Annotated in this window: 18 protein-coding genes and 1 pseudogene; 8 read left to right on the top strand and 11 right to left on the bottom strand. The window is 39.5% G+C overall.

The features are described from left to right. Positions 1 to 12 precede the first annotated feature (12 nt). Positions 13 to 879: a LysR family transcriptional regulator gene (locus tag AC0VZ5_RS18970; protein ID WP_475474907.1), complete on the bottom strand. Its 867-nt coding sequence runs from the start codon at positions 877 to 879 to the stop codon at positions 13 to 15. 104 nt (positions 880 to 983) lie between these two features. Here AC0VZ5_RS18970 and AC0VZ5_RS18965 point away from each other — a divergent pair, with 104 nt between their 5' ends. Beyond that, complete coding sequence (locus tag AC0VZ5_RS18965) at positions 984 to 1,484, top strand: lactoylglutathione lyase family protein (RefSeq protein WP_008130525.1); 501 nt, start codon at positions 984 to 986, stop codon at positions 1,482 to 1,484. A 123-nt stretch (positions 1,485 to 1,607) separates the two neighbouring features. Here the strand turns inward: AC0VZ5_RS18965 and AC0VZ5_RS18960 are convergent, their stop codons facing one another. Continuing rightward, positions 1,608 to 2,183, bottom strand: a complete 576-nt coding sequence (locus AC0VZ5_RS18960; protein WP_138595375.1) for a DUF6843 domain-containing protein — start codon at positions 2,181 to 2,183, stop codon at positions 1,608 to 1,610. A gap of 12 nt (positions 2,184 to 2,195) precedes the next feature. Beyond that, positions 2,196 to 2,651, bottom strand: coding sequence for a hypothetical protein (locus AC0VZ5_RS18955; protein ID WP_254772080.1), 456 nt, complete (start codon positions 2,649 to 2,651; stop codon positions 2,196 to 2,198). 646 nt (positions 2,652 to 3,297) lie between these two features. Here AC0VZ5_RS18955 and AC0VZ5_RS18950 point away from each other — a divergent pair. Then, entirely contained in the window at positions 3,298 to 3,741 is a 444-nt protein-coding gene (locus tag AC0VZ5_RS18950) for a GNAT family N-acetyltransferase (protein WP_475474906.1), read from the top strand. Between the two features lie 38 nt (positions 3,742 to 3,779). Here AC0VZ5_RS18950 and AC0VZ5_RS18945 read toward each other — a convergent pair whose 3' ends face one another. Further along, entirely contained in the window at positions 3,780 to 4,199 is a 420-nt protein-coding gene (locus AC0VZ5_RS18945) for a hypothetical protein (protein ID WP_010388755.1), read from the bottom strand. Between the two features lie 153 nt (positions 4,200 to 4,352). Between AC0VZ5_RS18945 and AC0VZ5_RS18940 the strand changes: the two genes are divergently transcribed. After that, complete coding sequence (locus AC0VZ5_RS18940; protein ID WP_475474905.1) at positions 4,353 to 5,285, top strand: ChaN family lipoprotein; 933 nt, start codon at positions 4,353 to 4,355, stop codon at positions 5,283 to 5,285. Positions 5,286 to 5,324: 39 nt separating this feature from the next. Here AC0VZ5_RS18940 and azu read toward each other — a convergent pair. From azu to AC0VZ5_RS18910, 6 genes and pseudogenes are all read right to left on the bottom strand, one after another. Beyond that, a pseudogene (gene azu, locus AC0VZ5_RS18935) lies at positions 5,325 to 5,608 on the bottom strand (azurin); the annotation flags it as partial. A 257-nt stretch (positions 5,609 to 5,865) separates the two neighbouring features. Then, positions 5,866 to 6,039 carry a cupredoxin domain-containing protein gene (locus AC0VZ5_RS18930; RefSeq protein WP_249362314.1) on the bottom strand — a complete coding sequence of 58 codons (174 nt, stop codon included), beginning with the start codon at positions 6,037 to 6,039 and terminating at the stop codon, positions 5,866 to 5,868. After that, a complete protein-coding gene (locus tag AC0VZ5_RS18925; protein WP_475474904.1) occupies positions 6,036 to 6,779 on the bottom strand; it encodes a HugZ family pyridoxamine 5'-phosphate oxidase in 744 nt (247 codons plus the stop codon). Before AC0VZ5_RS18925 ends, AC0VZ5_RS18930 begins: the two co-directional genes overlap by 4 nt. Beyond that, positions 6,776 to 7,564, bottom strand: a complete 789-nt coding sequence (locus tag AC0VZ5_RS18920; RefSeq protein ID WP_475474903.1) for a heme ABC transporter ATP-binding protein — start codon at positions 7,562 to 7,564, stop codon at positions 6,776 to 6,778. Before AC0VZ5_RS18920 ends, AC0VZ5_RS18925 begins: the two co-directional genes overlap by 4 nt. After that, complete coding sequence (locus tag AC0VZ5_RS18915) at positions 7,561 to 8,613, bottom strand: FecCD family ABC transporter permease (RefSeq protein ID WP_024602445.1); 1,053 nt, start codon at positions 8,611 to 8,613, stop codon at positions 7,561 to 7,563. The genes AC0VZ5_RS18920 and AC0VZ5_RS18915 overlap by 4 nt, the downstream gene beginning before the upstream one ends. After that, positions 8,610 to 9,419 carry a heme/hemin ABC transporter substrate-binding protein gene (locus AC0VZ5_RS18910; RefSeq protein WP_475474902.1) on the bottom strand — a complete coding sequence of 270 codons (810 nt, stop codon included), beginning with the start codon at positions 9,417 to 9,419 and terminating at the stop codon, positions 8,610 to 8,612. Before AC0VZ5_RS18910 ends, AC0VZ5_RS18915 begins: the two co-directional genes overlap by 4 nt. Before the next feature lie 137 nt (positions 9,420 to 9,556). Between AC0VZ5_RS18910 and AC0VZ5_RS18905 the strand changes: the two genes are divergently transcribed. Then, entirely contained in the window at positions 9,557 to 11,638 is a 2,082-nt protein-coding gene (locus tag AC0VZ5_RS18905) for a TonB-dependent hemoglobin/transferrin/lactoferrin family receptor (RefSeq protein ID WP_475474901.1), read from the top strand. A 205-nt stretch (positions 11,639 to 11,843) separates the two neighbouring features. On the opposite strand, the gene AC0VZ5_RS18900 is transcribed toward AC0VZ5_RS18905, so the two are convergent. After that, a complete protein-coding gene (locus tag AC0VZ5_RS18900; protein WP_475474900.1) occupies positions 11,844 to 13,919 on the bottom strand; it encodes a TonB-dependent siderophore receptor in 2,076 nt (691 codons plus the stop codon). 162 nt (positions 13,920 to 14,081) lie between these two features. Here AC0VZ5_RS18900 and AC0VZ5_RS18895 point away from each other — a divergent pair, with 162 nt between their 5' ends. The 4 genes from AC0VZ5_RS18895 to AC0VZ5_RS18880 all read left to right on the top strand — a co-directional run bounded on the left by AC0VZ5_RS18895 (position 14,082) and on the right by AC0VZ5_RS18880 (position 16,949). Then, positions 14,082 to 14,708, top strand: coding sequence for a fused MFS/spermidine synthase (locus AC0VZ5_RS18895; protein WP_010388742.1), 627 nt, complete (start codon positions 14,082 to 14,084; stop codon positions 14,706 to 14,708). Further along, on the top strand, positions 14,695 to 15,591 hold the full coding sequence (locus AC0VZ5_RS18890; protein WP_475474899.1) for a spermidine synthase: 897 nt from the start codon (positions 14,695 to 14,697) through the stop codon (positions 15,589 to 15,591). The genes AC0VZ5_RS18895 and AC0VZ5_RS18890 overlap by 14 nt, the downstream gene beginning before the upstream one ends. A 77-nt stretch (positions 15,592 to 15,668) precedes the next feature. Further along, on the top strand, positions 15,669 to 16,382 hold the full coding sequence (locus tag AC0VZ5_RS18885) for a type 1 glutamine amidotransferase (protein WP_475474898.1): 714 nt from the start codon (positions 15,669 to 15,671) through the stop codon (positions 16,380 to 16,382). A gap of 90 nt (positions 16,383 to 16,472) precedes the next feature. Continuing rightward, positions 16,473 to 16,949 (top strand): MarR family winged helix-turn-helix transcriptional regulator, encoded by a 477-nt coding sequence (locus AC0VZ5_RS18880; RefSeq protein WP_475474897.1) that lies wholly within the window; start codon positions 16,473 to 16,475, stop codon positions 16,947 to 16,949.

Below are 16,949 nucleotides of genomic sequence, written 5' to 3'. Positions count from 1 at the left end.
GATTTAGGTGCCCTAGCCTGCTTTTATCGCATCAATAACGCAATGCATACGCTTTGCTAACGGCCTATTTCGGTGATGGCACACATAAATATTTTCGCTAATTGGATTAGCTAAATGATGCGTTTTAATAAGCGCAGGTTTATTAAAAGCACTTACTGCGTGTGCGGGTAAAACCGTAAAACCCAGCCCTAAACTTACCGGCTCCAGTATTAAACTTATTTGGTTAGAAAACCCCGTTTGCTTAATTTGATCAACATGTTCAAATTCACTGTAGTTTTCGCTAAGTAAAAGCTGCGTATGATGTTTTGCATCGGGGTGGCCAATAAAGCCAAGCTCACATAAAACCTCCCACGTTGGGTTTTCTATATGCGCGGGCGTTACTAATAATAGGGATTCTTTACCAATTTTGTGGCTGGTAACTTCACTAAGGGTAGGCGCTTGAGTTAAAAAGCCAATATCGGCACTATGATTGGCCACCGCTTGTTCAACATTGGTATTTGGAGCAAAGCGGTAATCTATAATTAGCTTCTTGTGCTCTACTTGCAGTGCTAATAGTTGATTGTAAAACTTTAGCCCGCAACTGCCTGGCGACTGTATTTTTACTAAACCGCTGTAAGGTGAATCATCTTTTAATTGCTGCTCTAAAAACTGCCATTCTTTTAATAATAAGCTGCCTTGCTGATACAAGTTTTGCCCATGTACGGTAAGCGTAAATTGTTTACCGTGGCGCTCAAGCAAGCCGCAATCTACTTGCTGCTCTAACTTTTTTATATGTTGGCTTACGCCTGACTGGGTCATATAAAGGCGCTCGGCGGTTTGGGTAAAGTGATTTACCTCAACTAAAGTACAAAACGTGTTTAACCATGTAGGATTTATCATTACAAAATATACTCAAAATGATGATTAATGATAATTTTACTTAATGTTGGTCAGTTCGTAAACTCACTCCATCAACTAAACATAGTTAAGTAGGAGTATTTATTATGAGTCATACATATCCACGTAGTTTTTCGCACATTGGTATTTCAGTTCCCGATGTTGAAAAAGCCGTAGAGTTTTACACTAAGGTGATGGGCTGGTACACCATAATGGAGCCTACCGTGATCACTGAAGACAACAGCCCAATTGGCGAAATGTGTACCGATGTATTTGGTCCAAATTGGGAAAAATTCAAAATAGCGCATCTTTCAACAGGCGACCGAATTGGTGTAGAAATTTTTGAATTTAAAGACCAAGAAAACCCTAAAGACAACTTTGAATACTGGAAAACCGGTATCTTCCACTTCTGTGTACAAGACCCAGATGTAGAAGGCTTAGCGGATCGTATTGTTGCTGCAGGTGGTAAAAAACGTATGCCAGAGCCACGTTACTATTACCCTGGCGAAAAGCCGTACCGCATGATCTACATGGAAGACCCGTTTGGTAACATCCTTGAGATTTACAGCCACAGCTACGAGCTTATATACAGCGCAGGCGCTTATTAAAAGCATTTAGCTAAAAACAAAAGCCGCAGTATTTATTACTGCGGCTTTTTTATTTGAATAGCTTTAGTAATTAGCTAAGTAATAAGTCGGATATTGGCATTTTGAAAAAGTAACTACATTTTATTATTGGTGTGATGTAACATCTTTACTATTCTTACACATACCTTTGAAAAGTTTTTCATCTATATTTTTGCGCTTAATAGCATCGTATATACTGAATAAATTTTTCCTGTCGGTCTGTTCTGCGTCTGTACCAACCGTAAAATTTTGATTAATCACAGTACAGCCATATATTGGACCCGATTCACCTAGGCCACCCACATACACAGTTCTTGTTTCTCCATCGTCTGTAGTATCTTTATCTTTTAATGAAGAGTCTTCGCTTATGGGTGTTCTTTCATTCGCATTACTCACTTCAAAGTATTGTATTTGATTGTTTTCAATCCAGCCCTCGTTGGCATCCATTTGTGTAACGAGTATACCTGATGGTGGTATTTCATATACCCGAGAGCCGTCTTCGTATTTCGGTGGATGCCCGTTTGGTGCATTAAATATTATGTATAGAGAGCCAACATAATTTTCAGGTATAAGGTAAATTACGGGTTCACTTTTTTTTACCTCTGTACAGGCTGATAATAACGATATCATTGAACCAAAAAACAATATTTTAAAAAAGTGTGCTTTAAAGATGAGTTTCATCGAGTCGCCTTTTTACTTAAGTAAGCCATTAAAACAGTTTTCTAAACTCGCTTTTTCAAGCAGCATACAATGACCACTATTTGCTGGAATAGAAGTAAAACGATAATTCCAATCCGCTATTTTATGAAAGCTTAATTTAGGGTATTTATTTGCCTGTCTAAATAGTTCATCGCCTACGGTCCCTTTAAAACTACCATTATTGTTGAGAGGCAAACGGAGTGCGCTTACAATCATTGGGTAATCAGCGTTGAGAGATAAGCTTAGTGGTGGCGCACCTTTGCGAACATGTATACCAAGAGAGATAGCTCGCCCACCAGGACCAACAATAAATGCTTCACAATTAGGAAAAGCATCGCCAGTGATATAAGTAACTATATCCATGTGACCGCTAACAGTATCAATGTCTATAATAATTTTATACTTAACATTTAAAGTTGGCACGTATGAAAAGTCTAATCTTTCTTGCATCTGAGGTGAGCCAGGCATTGCGTGATTAACTCCCCCTTATTGGCCGTCTAAACGATACTGATAAATACTATTATTAGTTGGAGGTTTTTCTTTGAGGGTAACACGCCCTTTTGGTGCTAGGTTACCAGAATATATTCTTTTCTTATCTTCCCACGGTGCTTTTGATGGATCTGATATTGTATCAATAGAACTAATTTTACTATTTTTTGTAGAAAGCCGTAGACGATGCCAAATCCTTGAGGTCGTAGGTTTAATACCACTAGGTTTTAGAGAAAACCCTCGATTTATCTCCTTCAAACATTGGTCCAGACCAGCCAAAGTCTTTTCCAGGGTGAAATGAGCATATATTAATTTCGTAGTTTGCTAATTGAATAGCCATAATCTTAATTCCATTTATTGATAATTAAAAATCCGTTTCGATAATAGTAACAACAGCTTAAGAGCATAACAATTCTGAAAAGCTTCAAAAGCACAGTACTATTGTTTGTTATCAATAAAGAATTACACGTGTTATGTAAACAAAGCTGCAGTATTTATTACTGCGGCTTTTTGTGCCTAAAAAGAATACATTGCCTAGATATGTTAGTGCTGATAACGTGATAAAACAAAACTACTTATAACTCCATGTTTGAAATTAAGGACAATAATGAACATTTTATTGGAAGATATCACCTCTGCTAATTACGAAGAGGTATGCGATTTAGACGTTACCAAAGCGCAACAAGATTACGTAGCGAGTAATATGTGGTCGTTAGTTGAGGCGCACTACAATAGCGGACATACCTGTAAAGCTATTTACCAAAATAATGAGCCTGTAGGCTTTTTTATGTGGGTGCAAGAAACCCCTACAAAGGTTTCTATTTGGCGTTTTATGGTAGATAAACATCATCAAAATAAAGGTATTGGCCGCCAAGCACTATTCATGGCAATTGCAGAGATTAAAACGACTTCTAAGCTTGAACAAATCGAGATTTGTTATAACCCGCAAAACCCTGTTGCTAAGGATTTTTATTCTAGTTTTGGGTTTGAAGAAGTTGGCCTAGATGAAGACGAAGAAGATATGTTAGCCATAATTAATATAAAAAGTTAACCCAATTTTGTTTAGCGCGTTGCTTATTGCCATAAAATTTAGTGCTTAGTAAGGTGCGGAGGATGTTGCAGTGCTAATTTTTTTAGCTGTGTAATGCATGAAAGCGCTAAGTCATGATATTCATCATCGCTATACAATATCTCGTTTAGCAGATTAATAGATTGTATGAGTGCATTGTGCGCAGCACTTTGTTCGTCTAAAAAGTGAAGTGTGGAATAAAGGCGCTCTGTAAGTGAGGTAATTTGTATGATTTGCTGTTTATTCGCACAGTTATACATTTGAGCTAACAAGGACGCACTTTCAAGTGCACACCCCAAATACGGCAATGCTTGTGCAAATTGGTATCGTTTAAACAGCGCTTCGCCACTTAGCTGCGCATTTTGAATATCTATAATTGCTTGTTCTGGTTGACATAAAACATGTTGTTTGTGTCGAGCACATAAAAAAGGTAATGCCATGGTACGTTCCATATCTGTTTATTTTTTAAGACTGTAAAACAGAAACTTCAAAACATCAAATGATAATTGTTTTTATTTGCATTTGTAGGTTTGAAGCAGTTAGTTGTGTATACTAACTTCATTGTTTTGATTCTTATTTTTATAAAAACCGATATGAAAAACCCATTTTTAGCACTTGCTTTACTCAGTGGATTATCAGGCTGCAGTACAAACACAGTATCAGTATCTCAAAATTCATCCTTGTATAATTACGGGCTTTATAATGCAAATGGCCAGCGAGTTAATTCAATATTGTCAGAATCCACGCTTTTGAATGCCGATGTTGTTTTAGTCGGTGAATGGCATACACACCCCGGTGTGCACTTATTTCAGGCTGAGCTGTTTCAGCAATTAAGCACGCAAAATAAGCCTATTGCTCTATCGCTTGAGCAATTTAGCCGCGCTGATCAGCAAACACTAAACCTATACCTTGAGAGTAAAATTGGCGAACAATACTTAATTGATAACACTAAGGCTTGGCCTAATTATAAGAGCAATTATCGTGCGTTAGTGGAATTAGCGAAGATGCAAAATAGCGATGTGATAGCTGCAAATGCGCCTAAACATATTGTTACCTGTATTGGTCGCCAAGGTATTAATTATATTAATAAACTCGACCCACAACAGCGTAGTTTTATTGCAAAAGAGATAGATACTTCTCCAAGCCTTTATAAAGAACGCTTTATGCAATCCATGCATCATGGAACGGCGAGTAAAAACGAAAAACTTTACGCCGCGCAAGTTACTTGGGATGAAACCATGGCTGAGTCTATCGTTAACCATATTAGTGAAAATAAGGGCACGCAGGTTATACATTTAGCCGGTGATTTTCATGTGAGAAATGGTGAAGGCATAGCGCGGGTAATTAAGCGAACTGCCCCAGAGCTTAATGTTGTATGGGTTTCGCCAGTATCAAAAGTACAATCTGAGCAAAGTGGTTATCAATTAGAAGTTAACGCTTTGCCTGCTCGCTATGTGCAAAAAGCACATCAACAAGCTGCATTTAAAGCTTTAGCCAAACGAGGGGAGAAAACACAGTGCCAATAATAGGTTGGCACTGTGTTTGTGTAATACACTTTTTAATATTTACTTAAGCGTAAATGTGCCTTTCATCATGGCGTAATGGCCAGGAAAAGAGCAAAAGAAAGTGTAATCGGTTCCGGCGGTTAAGCCGCTGGTTTTAAAAGTAACTTCGGTTGTTTTACCGCCGCCAATAATGTCTGTAGCACCAATCACGCGACTATCATTAGGCTTTATGTAGTGGTTGCTAAGCCCTGCAGCGTTGCCATCTGTGATAATACCTTGCATGTTTTAATCGTAGATAGCACCCAGTTATGACCCATTACATTGGCAGGTAATTTACCGGTGTGGCAAGGGCGTGTTGATCTTTGATGGTTGAATTTGCAGCAGTGTGTTTGGTTTTTAGGCAAGACAGAGCCTATGAAGTGTGGTTATTCCACATAAATAGGCGATAACGCAGCATAAATACCAAACATGCGCTGCCCTTCGGGTTCTGCCTAGGGGCGATAAACTCATTGTTGCTCGATTTTTACTTAGCCCACTAGGTTACAAATCTCGCGCCGCGATTTAATCGCCCCTAGATTGAACAAATTACAATCCGCAAAGTTCAACACGCCCTAAGTTTAACGGTCACTTGCTTACAGCTTTTAGGGGCGCTTAGTGTTTTAGTTGAAAACTGCATCATATCGTTTGCATCTATATTTAGTGTGCATTCGTCTGCATATGCTGTATTGGCACTCAGTAGCAGTGTAGTGCTGAGTAAGGCTATTAATTTTTTCATACTGTCTCCGCTAGTTGGTTTGAGCTGTTTCGAGCTTGATTTGTTAAGGCTACAAGTGCTTTTCGCACGGCTAATGGGCTATCGCACTCGTTCGCAAAATTAATAAAGTAATTACGCTTGTGGCTTTGTATATAAAAGCCTGTGGGGAGTAGGCCGCTCATTATTGGAGTGTTATCGGCTACGTTATAGTGCTGCATTAATATCAGCGACATAGCATCTTGATGATCTTCATTCATATGAGTGATCATGCTTTGCTGCTGGCTTTCATCCCACTTTTTAGGCTGAGCTTGCCACTCGTTTTGCTCAAGCCAAAATATTTTTCCAAAACCGCCAATATAACGCACCCGTACTACATCTAATTGCCAAAGCTGAAAATCATGCGCATTGCGATAGCTTGCAGCCTCAGGGTACAAAGCTATATATTTATCAAGTAGCACTTCGCTTTGCTCTTTTGTCACGATAGAGCCATCACCTACGAGTGTTACTCGCCCATGTTCGTTTTGATCGCCATAATCGGCGGCATCAAAAATAGTCAGACTCATGCGTGAGTCCTGTTTTAAATTTTTGGTATGCTGAGCTATGTCACTAATAAAAAAGTAGATGCGACCTTGTTCGTCACACATATAAGGTGTAACAGAGCCAAACGGATAGCCGCGTAAATTATTTGAAATGGTCGACATTACGCCGGCATGGGTTTTAAAAACGAGCGTACGTGCGTCGTTTAATGCTTGCTCTCTCATGAAAACTCCTGACGTTGAGAAAAAACCATGGGCGCATCGTTATAAGGATGAGGGTTAACGTGCAATTTCATGGCGTACATTTGTTGTAAGTTTTGTGCTGTTAAAACGGTATTTATAGACCCGCTTTGCAGCACTTTTTGGTTGTGTAATAAAATAGCGTTGGTTGCATAAAGGCTTGCTAAATTAAGATCGTGTATAGCAATAATGGCGCTGTTTCCTTTCTCTACAAAGGTTCTAACACAGCTAAGTAAAGTATGTTGATGACGCATATCTAGCGCTGATGTTGGCTCATCGAGCAACATTAATTTATGCTCAGTTTGCGCAGTAAAAGCATCTAACTGGGCTAATGTGCGTGCCATATGAACACGTTGTTGCTCACCGCCCGAAAGCGCACTCATTCGACGTGTTAGGTAATGGGTTAAATCCATAATTGAGGCATATTTTTGAACTTTATTGGCTTGTGTTTTAAGAGACTCTGTATAGGGATAGCGACCCATAGCAATGAGTTCAAATACACTAAAATCAAAGCCAACATGGTTACTTTGCATCATTACAGCGCGCTTGCTAGCTAATTGCTCTTTAGAAAATGAATGCAAAGGTTTGGTATTAAATAGTATATCTCCCTCAAAGGGATGCATGCCTGCCAAAGTATGCAGTAAGGTCGATTTACCTGCGCCATTTTCGCCTATCAGTGCGACAAGTTGTCCTGCTTGGATATTGCCGCTAATACCCTCTAAAACACGATGGGTGTTAAAGCCTATATTGAGGTTGTTAAACGTGATCATGACCAATCTCGCTTATTTTTAATGATCAAATATATAAATAGTGGAGCCCCAAGTAACGCCGTTATAATGCCAATTGGCAGCTCCGCAGGCATAACAACCAAGCGTGCCAACCAATCTGAAAGTAGCAACACTATGACACCTAAAAGCATACAAAGTGGCAGCATATTCCGTAAGTGTGGACCAACCATGAGGCGTGCGATGTGAGGAACAACTAAACCAACAAAGCCAATTAAACCTGTTAGCGCAACTACCGCACCTACGCCCAATGCAACTAATATAATGACGTATAATTTAAGCTTGCTGGTATCGACACCTAAGTATTGAGCTTGTGATTCACCAATAAGAAGTAGATTCATTGGCTCTTTTAATCGCCATAGCCCGATAAGACTCAGTAAAAGCAAAGGACTCGCTTGTTTTATATTATCCCAACTCGCACCGCCTAATGAGCCCATGGTCCAATAGTTAATTAACCGCAGTGCGCTGTCATCAGCATAAAAACTTAATAACCCAATAACAGCAAATGCCAATGCATTAATAGCGACACCGACTAATATAAGCGTATTGATATTAATTTGTTTTTGTTGTTTTGAGACTAAATATACCAGCGACGTTACTGATAGTGCGCCCAAAAATGAGGCATAAGGTAAGTAGTGTTGGGCGTTAAAATTAAATTGTGCACTAAGGGCGATAAAAGCAACCGCGACCATTGCAGCGCCTGCGCTTATACCAATAATAGAGGGATCAGCAAGCGGGTTACGACACAGCGCTTGGGTTGCAGCTCCTGTTTGTGCAAGTACTAAACCCACCATTACTGCAAGGACAAAACGAGGCAGGCGTATTTGTGTAACCACATTGATTTGTAGCGCATCAAATTGACTAAAATGTTCAGGAGCTAGCCATGCAATAGCTAAGCGCCAATCCCATCCTGCGGCCCCATAGCCTATGCTAAGTAATGCTAAAGCAAAAATGCAGCCATAACTTAATAGCATCCACTTATGCGGGTTACTCAGTGTTATGGCGTTAAAGCGATTCAAAGTTAACGTGCTCATAAGCGTGTTTTATACTCATGCAATGCTTGAATCGCAGTTGCAATACGCGGCGACATGCCCAGTGAAAGTAAGCTGTCCATGACCAGTAACTGACACTCTTGCGCTGCTTTTAATAAACGAAGTGTAGGTTGTTTACAAAAGGCTTGTTTCCCACCAAGGCTTTGCACAACATGCGCTGGCGCCACTAAAAAATCGGGCTGACTTACAGCCAGTACTTCACTGTTAATTGCTTTAAAGCCTGTATGCGTAGCAGCTATATTGGTAATGCCCGCATAATTAAACAGCAAGTTGGGCACCGTTTCTCGTCCTGCTGCGACGAGCCCACGCTCATTAGCTGAAAGTAAAAACAAAGCGTTGTGAGTCTGTGTTTTTGCTTTAGTAGGTAACGATTTTTTTATTTTAGTAATTAGGTTTTGAGCTTTTAGGTTTGCATCTAAATCACTACCAAGGTGCTTAATTAGCTCAAGTAGTTCATTTACAGAAGTCGGTTTTTTATAGTGAATAACCTTCACTCCGGTCGTTTCTATTTGCTTGAGCGCCTGCTCCCTTCCCGCACCTTCAAGTGCAAGTAACGTAGTTGGGCGCATTGAAAGCACTCCCTCAGCGGCTAGGTCTCGATAGTAACCTACCTGTGGCAACTGTGTTGCTTGTTGCGGATACATACTTGATTGGTCAACCGCGACTAAACTATTTTGTTTTTCTAGTGCGTAGATTATTTCAGTTAATGTGCCGCCAGCACTAATCACACGCTCTTTCGCGAGTGCTGATTGAGTGGCTAAAGCCAGAAAAAAAATTAGGTACTTCATAACAAACTCCGATTTTATTTTTTAGTATTATAACTACTTTAATCTAAATGAAAATGATTATCATAATCAATTGATCTTATTTTGGGTTAGTTGTACCATTTAAAAGTAAATAATAACTATTATCATTTGGAGTGGAGATGAATCCCTTTTCTTTTAAATTTACAGCATTAGCCTCTTTGTTAATTAGCTCTGGTAGCGCATTGGCCGAAAATGTTATTGACGATCATATTGTGGTTAGTGGCTCTCGTTTTGAACAAAAGCTTGAAGATGTGACTGGCTCAGTAACGGTTATTACCGAACAAGATATTGAGCGTCAGCTCGCTGTAGATTTACAAACTATGTTTAAATACGATCCAAGTATCTCAAGTACTGGCAGTGGCGCAGGCGCGCAAACATTAACTGTACGGGGTGTTGGTGGCAACAGAGTTGTTTTTATTAAAGATGGAAGACGCACAAACGATGGCTACGCTGGCGGCGGCGGTTATTTAGTGGGTCGAAACTACTTTGATGTTGCGGGTGTTAAACAAGTTGAAGTTGCAAAAGGGGCGGCATCATCGCTATACGGTTCTGATGCACTAGGGGGAATTGTAGTAATAACAACTAAAGACCCGAGTGATTATTTAGTGGATCAACAAAGCTTAGTAAAAGTAGCGTTAGGTTATCAAGGCCAAAGCAATCAGGTTGCTGCTGATATTACAGCAGCAAAAGATTTAGGTGACGTTGCTATTAGCGCTGTTTATAGCCATCGCGATAGTGAAGAAGTACAAAACTACGTTGAAGATTTACCAGGTTACGATGCCCGCTCTGATGCTTTACTGCTTAAAGTTGAGCAAAAACTTGATGAAAAACGGACCCTTAAATATACCTTAGATTACTTTAATCAAACAACAGAGCAAGTAATCACTCCATCCATTCAAGAAACCGAAGACGAAGACACAAATATCTCATTTGCACTCGATTATGATTCAGATATGGCAACAGCTATATTTGATAAATGGTATGGGCAACTATCTTATAGTCGATACGAGCAACAAAGTGACCAAATAAGCGCAGCTAGAAATTACATCGATTATAATGACTACGGGTTTGAGCAAGATATTTTAGGCTTAAAAGCGGTATTTAGTAAGGAAGTTAAAGGAGAAAATACCGAGCATAAATTTGTCTATGGAGTAGATATTGATTTATATGATACTACTCGACCACGCTTAAAAACCCGTGTATTAAATGATGGTACTGTTGATTTTACGAATGAAAAACAAAAAGCATTTCCTGGCGCCGATACTTCTTTAGTTGGTGTATATATGCAAGACAGTATTAAATTTAACGAGACTGATTGGTCGTTAGTTGCGGGTATTCGTTACGATTATTATGCACTTGAAGCCAAAAAAGATGCGTTATACGCTGACGCCGAGCTTGATGATATTACCGAGTCTGCGTTCTCACCAAAGCTGGGTGTGATTTATCAGGTAGACGATAATTTATCTTGGTATGGGCAATATGTTCGAGGCTTTAAAATACCGCCACACGACCAAGCCTATCAAAGCCATGGTGTTGAGCCATTTTATCAAATATTACCAAACGCAGATTTAGACCCTGAAAGCAGTGACTCATTCGAGATCGGATTAAGATACGCAAGTAGCGATATTAGTGTAAATTTAAGTACTTTTTATGCTGCCTATGATGACTTTATCGAAACAACCATTGCGGGTGTTGAGCCAACTTATATTCCTAATGTAAATAAAACATTTTACCAATACCAAAATATTAGCGAAACCCAGATCAGCGGTGTAGAAGCTGGTATTGCTATGTATGTCACCGACGATATTTTATTAGAAGCCAATGTTGCTTACGTAGATGGTGAAAACAAAGACTCTGATCAGCCACTTACTAGTATTAGCCCGTTAAATGGTTCTATATTAGTAAGCACTGAGTTTGGCAATGTTAATTGGACCGCTGCTTGGCGTTTAGCTAAGGCGCAGTCTGATGTAGTACTTGATACTAATGGTAATAAAACAACACAAGGTAACGGTTATGGTGTTGTTGATTTATATGCAAATTATCAGTGGAAAGCATGGCAAATGAATGTAGGTTTACTTAACCTACTCGATAAAGAGTACGTACCGTTTGAACTTATTGCTGGTCAATCCAAAGGTACTGATTTTAGCCAATATAGCCAACCAGGACGTAATGTTTCGGCTCGGATAAGCTATCAGTTTTAATTAAAAACAAAAGCCGTATATAAATTATACGGCTTTTTTAATTGCCTTCATATCAATTGAAGAATAACTGTAAAGGGGGTTAACAGCTGCTATGTATTATACAAAACAATAAAAAAAGCGCCTTAACCACTACATTAAGACGCTTTGGATGAAAAGCTAAATAACAAAAGTCGGGTTAAAATAGCTAATCGGGACTATGAAATTGTTAGAATTGATATGCCAATGACATCTTAAATTGAGTAGGCGCACCGGGGTAAACCCATAATGCGTTGTAGCTACTTTGAGCATATTCTTCATCAAGAATATTGTTAACACTGATATTTAACTTGGTGCGCTCGGTTAAGTTTACCTGCCCAAAAATACCAACTAGTTGATAGCTCGGTAAGTTAAATGTTAAATCGGCGGCATCGCCTAATCGCTCACTGGTGTACTGATAACTGGCACCTAGTTCTAGCTCTTTGCCAAGAACGGCCGTTTGATGGCTAAGCGTTAGATTTAAGTTATTTTTAGGCACATTGACTAATGGGCTGCCTTTTTTGATTGGCACGCCCCAATCAGCATTTATTATGTCGTTTGCCGTACTGGCATCTATATAAGCGTAAGATAAATTAAACTTTGTATCATCAGTAATATAAGTACTTAAATCGAGTTCAACACCTTTACTATTTGCTTTGCCAATAGGCGCTGAAAAACCAACGTTTACAGGGTCGGCTACTAACATATTACTTTTAGTGGCATCAAATAATGCTAGGGTTCCCGTTATGCCTTGGTAGCTAAATTTAGCGCCTACTTCAAATGAGTCACTGTATTCAAAGCCAAATGGGTCGCCATTTGCATCTGTACCACTTAATGGTAAAAAGCCTTCGGAGTAGCTGCTGTATAAGGTTACAGCGTTGTTTAGTTCATATACTAAGCCTACTCGTGGACTTACCTGACTTTGTGAACTGCTTGAAAGCACACCACTTTTGGTTTCTAAAATGTCTTGATCTACGCTATCGAATCTAAGGCCAACTAATAGCTTAATTTTATCAGTCAGATCCATTTGATCTTGAACGTATATACCATAAGCATCTTGTTGTTCGTTGTTTTCGTAGAGCAAACCTACTTCAGGACGAGCAACGTTATAATTCGGCTGATAAATATCAACTGTGTAAGTGCTATTACCGCCGCGATAACGATAAAGTCCAGTGCGTAAGTCGTATTTGTATGCGTCGGCTCCTATTAATAAGTGATGGGTAATGCCTGCGGTATCAAAATGCCCACTTAGCTCAAATTTAAGGCTAGTATCATCAACGTCATAATCGCGGTAGCGCTGTTGGCGGGTAAGTGTGCGGCCATCATCGAATAATGATTGGCGCGAGGGTGCAAGTTCAGCATCAGACGAAAACCCAGTTAGTGTAGAGCTGCGGTAGTTTGCGCCTACAACGAGTGACCATTCATTGTTTATATCGTGATTTAAAGTTACTTGGTGACCACGAGAATATACTTGCGTGTCACCATCGTTTGGATTGCCTAAATAGCGTGAGCTAGGAACAGTATTAAAATTATCATTAAGTACAACAACACCACGGTCAAATAGCTGGGCTAAATCAACGTATTCAAATTCATAAGTGATGCTGGTTGAAGCGTTTATTTGATGATAAATAGATGGCGTAACTACCTTTTTATGGGTGTACACCTCATCGCGGTAGCTATCGCTATCTTGCCATGCGCCATTTATTCTAAATGCTGTGTTATCGTTAATGCCGTTTGTATAGTCACCTTCAACGCGATTAAAATTATCACTACCTAAGCTAAGTTTTAGCTCACCCTGTTGCTCAAATTGAGGTTTTTTGGTTACGATATTTACTGTACCGCCGGGTTCTGAGCGCCCGTATAGTGCAGAACCTGGACCTTTTAATACTTCAATGTACTCAATGTTTGATACATCACGAGGGCCGCTGAATCCGCGTCCACCGCTAAAACCATTAATTAAGTAACCCGATGGCATGTTTTCGTTACCCGATAATCCACGAATCGAAAAGCTATCCCATAATGCGCCACTGTTATTTTTACGTGAAATACTGGCAGAAAAATCCAGCGCATCTTGTAATTGAGTTATTCCTTTTTGATCAAGTACCGCGTTATCGAGGGTTTCGATTGATTGTGGCATTTGCTTTTGAGGAATATCGCCTCGGTAAGCTTGTTTATATGTAACCGCAATTTTCTCTATTGGTTGGCTTTGGGCAATGCTTTGTGCGCTTGCACTTAAGCAGGCTAAGTAAATTAATGAGTACTTCATAAAATGCTTTTTGGTAACGTTATATTATAACCAAAACTATAACATGTGTTACTTTATAACAAAATGTTTTTTTGCGCTCTATGTGTGCGTCTAATTTTTATACTAGCGGCTATACAGCTATCACGTTAAGATGGATGAAAATAACACAATAAGAATAATATAATGTTAACAAAAACAAATGCATTAATTTACTTTTTAGCCTTTAGCAGTGGCTTTAGTATTATGGGAATAGAGCTGTTAGGTGGGCGCATTTTAGCGCCTTACTTTGGCAGTAGCGTACATATCTGGGGCAGTATTATTACGGTATTTATGCTTAGCTTATCATTCGGGTATTTACTGGGAGGGAAGCTGTCTATTCGTCATCCTTCGTTGACCAAATATGGGTTAATCTTTTTAGTTGCCAGTATTATGGTGGTGCCCATTGCTTTGTTTGCTGAGCCAATTATGGCATTTATTTTTTCGCATATTGAAGACAGCCGCTACGGCTCGTTACTCGCCTCAACCGCGTTATTTTTTATACCCACCATTATTTTAGGCATGATCTCGCCCTACTCTGTACGTTTGCTGGTTACCAATAGTGAGCGCAGCGGCCAAGTGGCTGGCGGCCTTTATTTTGTAAGTACCTTAGGCAGTGCGCTGGGCACCATTATTACCTCTTTTTATATGGTACTGGCGTTTGATGTTAACACCATTATTTTAGGTTTTGCTGGTGTGTTAGGCACGCTTGGGCTAATTGCTATTAGCTTTGATAAACTTAAAGTGCGAGAGGCCGTTTATGCACAAGCTTAAATTATTGTTTATTAGTATAATGGCGCTGCTATTTTCAGCTCATAGTATGAGTAATGTTGTGCATAAAGAGCGCTCTTTATATCGAAATTTACTCGTTGAAGAAACTGGCGATTTACGCTGTTTAAAGTTTGATGAAAAAACCCGACAAAGCAGCCAAAGTTGCATGTACATTAGCGACCCTAAAAAACTGGTATTTAATTATACTAAGCTGGCTTTTTCTAGTTTATTACTGATTGATAACCCTAAAAATGTGCTCATTATTGGTTTAGGTGGCGGTACGCTTTCTAATATGATTCATGAGCTATACCCAAAGGCACACATTGAAAATGTTGAAATAGATCCTTCGGTAATTAAAGTGGCGCGCGATTATTTTAACTTTATAGAAACCGATAACGTAACTGCTAAAGTACAAGATGGGCGTATTTTTATTAAACGTGCTGCGCTTAAAAGCCAGCAATTTGATTGGATTATTTTAGATGCGTTTAATGGCGATTACATTCCTGAGCACCTACTCACAAAAGAGTTTTTTGAAGAAATAAAAAGCGTATTAGCTGAAGGCGGAATTGTTGCTGCTAACACGTTTTCATCAAGTAAACTTTATGAACATGAATCGGCAACTTATCATGCGGTATTTGGCGATTTTATTAATGTAACAGCCAATAATAATAGTAACCGTATTATTTTAGCCGGTTATAACAAAACCCCTACAGAGCAACAAATAGCACAGCGGGTTAAGCAACTAGCTCCGTTACTTGCCCCTTATGATGTCGATATAGAGGCAATTAGCCAACGTATGTTTTTCACTAAAGATGGTAAGGACTGGCCAAGTGATACTAAGGTGCTGACTGATCAATACTCTCCAGCTAATTTACTTAACTTTTAGCGGCTGATATCACATGGTCACTTATATCCGGTGACCCTAGGGTATTATTAAAAAGATAATATTTTAAGGAAACGGCAATGCACATTCACTTTATTATTCATGAACATTTTGAAGCGCCAGGCGCTTATGAAGCTTGGGCTAAAATGAATGGCCATACGTTGTCTTATACCCGTATTTATTTAGCTGAACCCTTACCTCAGCATACCGATGATATCGATTTTTTAATCGTAATGGGTGGGCCACAATCGCCCGCTACATCGCTTGCAGAGTGCGCCTATTTTGATAGCAAAAAAGAACAAGCCTTTATTGCCAGTGCGATCACGGCAAACAAAGTGGTGTTAGGCGTTTGTTTGGGGTCGCAATTAATTGGTGAAGCGTTAGGCGCGACTTATCAACCTAGTCTAGAAAAGGAAATTGGTAAGTTTGCTATTACCCTCACCGATGCAGGCTTGAATCATCCGTTATTTAGCCATTTTGGCAGTGAGCTTAATGTGGGGCATTGGCATAACGATATGCCCGGGCTGACTGCTACGGCCAGTATTATTGCCTATAGCGAAGGTTGTCCAAGGCAAATAGTCGCTTATAGCGATTTAGTATTTGGTTTTCAATGCCACATGGAATTGACCACCGAGGTGGTTACCCTCCTCATTGCCAACGATGATTTAACCAATGCCCATAATTACCGCTTTGTTGAACAGCCCGAAAAGCTCTTAAGTCACGATTATGATGAGATGAACAATAAGCTTTATACTTTCTTAGATAAGCTTGCCGTACACTATTTATCTAAATAATACTTATTTACGTGAAGTTAAAATGCCAATTATTTACTTAGCCTGCTAACTAATGCTAAAATTTGCTGATATTCACAAGTAAGAGTTCCTATGAGTAGCAGTATTCCTTTTCATGAAACACTCGATTTAACTTTGTGCGGCAATATGGGTCGAGTGCACCGCTTATGTCGAGAAGCGGTGACACTGGCGGTTGAACCCTTAGGTTTAACTCAGTCGCGCTGGACGGCAATGATCCACTTACATCATTTACCTTTAGGAGCAACACAGCAAGCGTTGGCGACCAGTTTAGGTATTGAAATGCCCTCATTAACGCGCACCATTAAGCAATTAGAGCTGCAAAATCTGGTTATTCGGCAAGTTGATGAGCACGATAAACGCAGTAAAAAATTGTACTTTACCGATGAGGGTATAAAGTTATTAGAACACTTAAAAGAGCTCACAAGCGATATTAAACAGCGTTTATATGCCGGTTTAAGCACGGAGCAGCTTGATGGTATAGCGCATAGTTTAGTGCAAATGGAAGAAAACGCGCGGCGTTGTATTGCAAACTTATCTGGAGATAAATAA

The organism is Pseudoalteromonas sp. QJM3NY_12 (assembly GCF_056173165.1).
This window is presented reverse-complemented; position numbering and strand designations above follow the sequence as displayed.

Excerpts from the sequence above, each read along its gene's own strand:
- AC0VZ5_RS18965 (WP_008130525.1), top strand. The coding sequence starts at position 984 with ATGAGTCATACATATCCACGTAGTTTTTCGCACATTGGTATTTCAGTT.
- AC0VZ5_RS18885 (WP_475474898.1), top strand. The coding sequence starts at position 15,669 with ATGCACATTCACTTTATTATTCATGAACATTTTGAAGCGCCAGGCGCT.
- AC0VZ5_RS18970 (WP_475474907.1), bottom strand. The coding sequence starts at position 879 with ATGATAAATCCTACATGGTTAAACACGTTTTGTACTTTAGTTGAGGTA.
- AC0VZ5_RS18880 (WP_475474897.1), top strand. The coding sequence starts at position 16,473 with ATGAGTAGCAGTATTCCTTTTCATGAAACACTCGATTTAACTTTGTGC.
- AC0VZ5_RS18940 (WP_475474905.1), top strand. The coding sequence starts at position 4,353 with ATGAAAAACCCATTTTTAGCACTTGCTTTACTCAGTGGATTATCAGGC.
- AC0VZ5_RS18960 (WP_138595375.1), bottom strand. The coding sequence starts at position 2,183 with ATGAAACTCATCTTTAAAGCACACTTTTTTAAAATATTGTTTTTTGGT.
- AC0VZ5_RS18950 (WP_475474906.1), top strand. The coding sequence starts at position 3,298 with ATGAACATTTTATTGGAAGATATCACCTCTGCTAATTACGAAGAGGTA.
- AC0VZ5_RS18905 (WP_475474901.1), top strand. The coding sequence starts at position 9,557 with ATGAATCCCTTTTCTTTTAAATTTACAGCATTAGCCTCTTTGTTAATT.
- AC0VZ5_RS18925 (WP_475474904.1), bottom strand. The coding sequence starts at position 6,779 with ATGAGAGAGCAAGCATTAAACGACGCACGTACGCTCGTTTTTAAAACC.
- AC0VZ5_RS18900 (WP_475474900.1), bottom strand. The coding sequence starts at position 13,919 with ATGAAGTACTCATTAATTTACTTAGCCTGCTTAAGTGCAAGCGCACAA.
- AC0VZ5_RS18890 (WP_475474899.1), top strand. The coding sequence starts at position 14,695 with ATGCACAAGCTTAAATTATTGTTTATTAGTATAATGGCGCTGCTATTT.
- AC0VZ5_RS18915 (WP_024602445.1), bottom strand. The coding sequence starts at position 8,613 with ATGAGCACGTTAACTTTGAATCGCTTTAACGCCATAACACTGAGTAAC.
- AC0VZ5_RS18895 (WP_010388742.1), top strand. The coding sequence starts at position 14,082 with ATGTTAACAAAAACAAATGCATTAATTTACTTTTTAGCCTTTAGCAGT.
- AC0VZ5_RS18955 (WP_254772080.1), bottom strand. The coding sequence starts at position 2,651 with ATGCAAGAAAGATTAGACTTTTCATACGTGCCAACTTTAAATGTTAAG.
- AC0VZ5_RS18920 (WP_475474903.1), bottom strand. The coding sequence starts at position 7,564 with ATGATCACGTTTAACAACCTCAATATAGGCTTTAACACCCATCGTGTT.
- AC0VZ5_RS18930 (WP_249362314.1), bottom strand. The coding sequence starts at position 6,039 with ATGAAAAAATTAATAGCCTTACTCAGCACTACACTGCTACTGAGTGCC.
- AC0VZ5_RS18945 (WP_010388755.1), bottom strand. The coding sequence starts at position 4,199 with ATGGCATTACCTTTTTTATGTGCTCGACACAAACAACATGTTTTATGT.
- AC0VZ5_RS18910 (WP_475474902.1), bottom strand. The coding sequence starts at position 9,419 with ATGAAGTACCTAATTTTTTTTCTGGCTTTAGCCACTCAATCAGCACTC.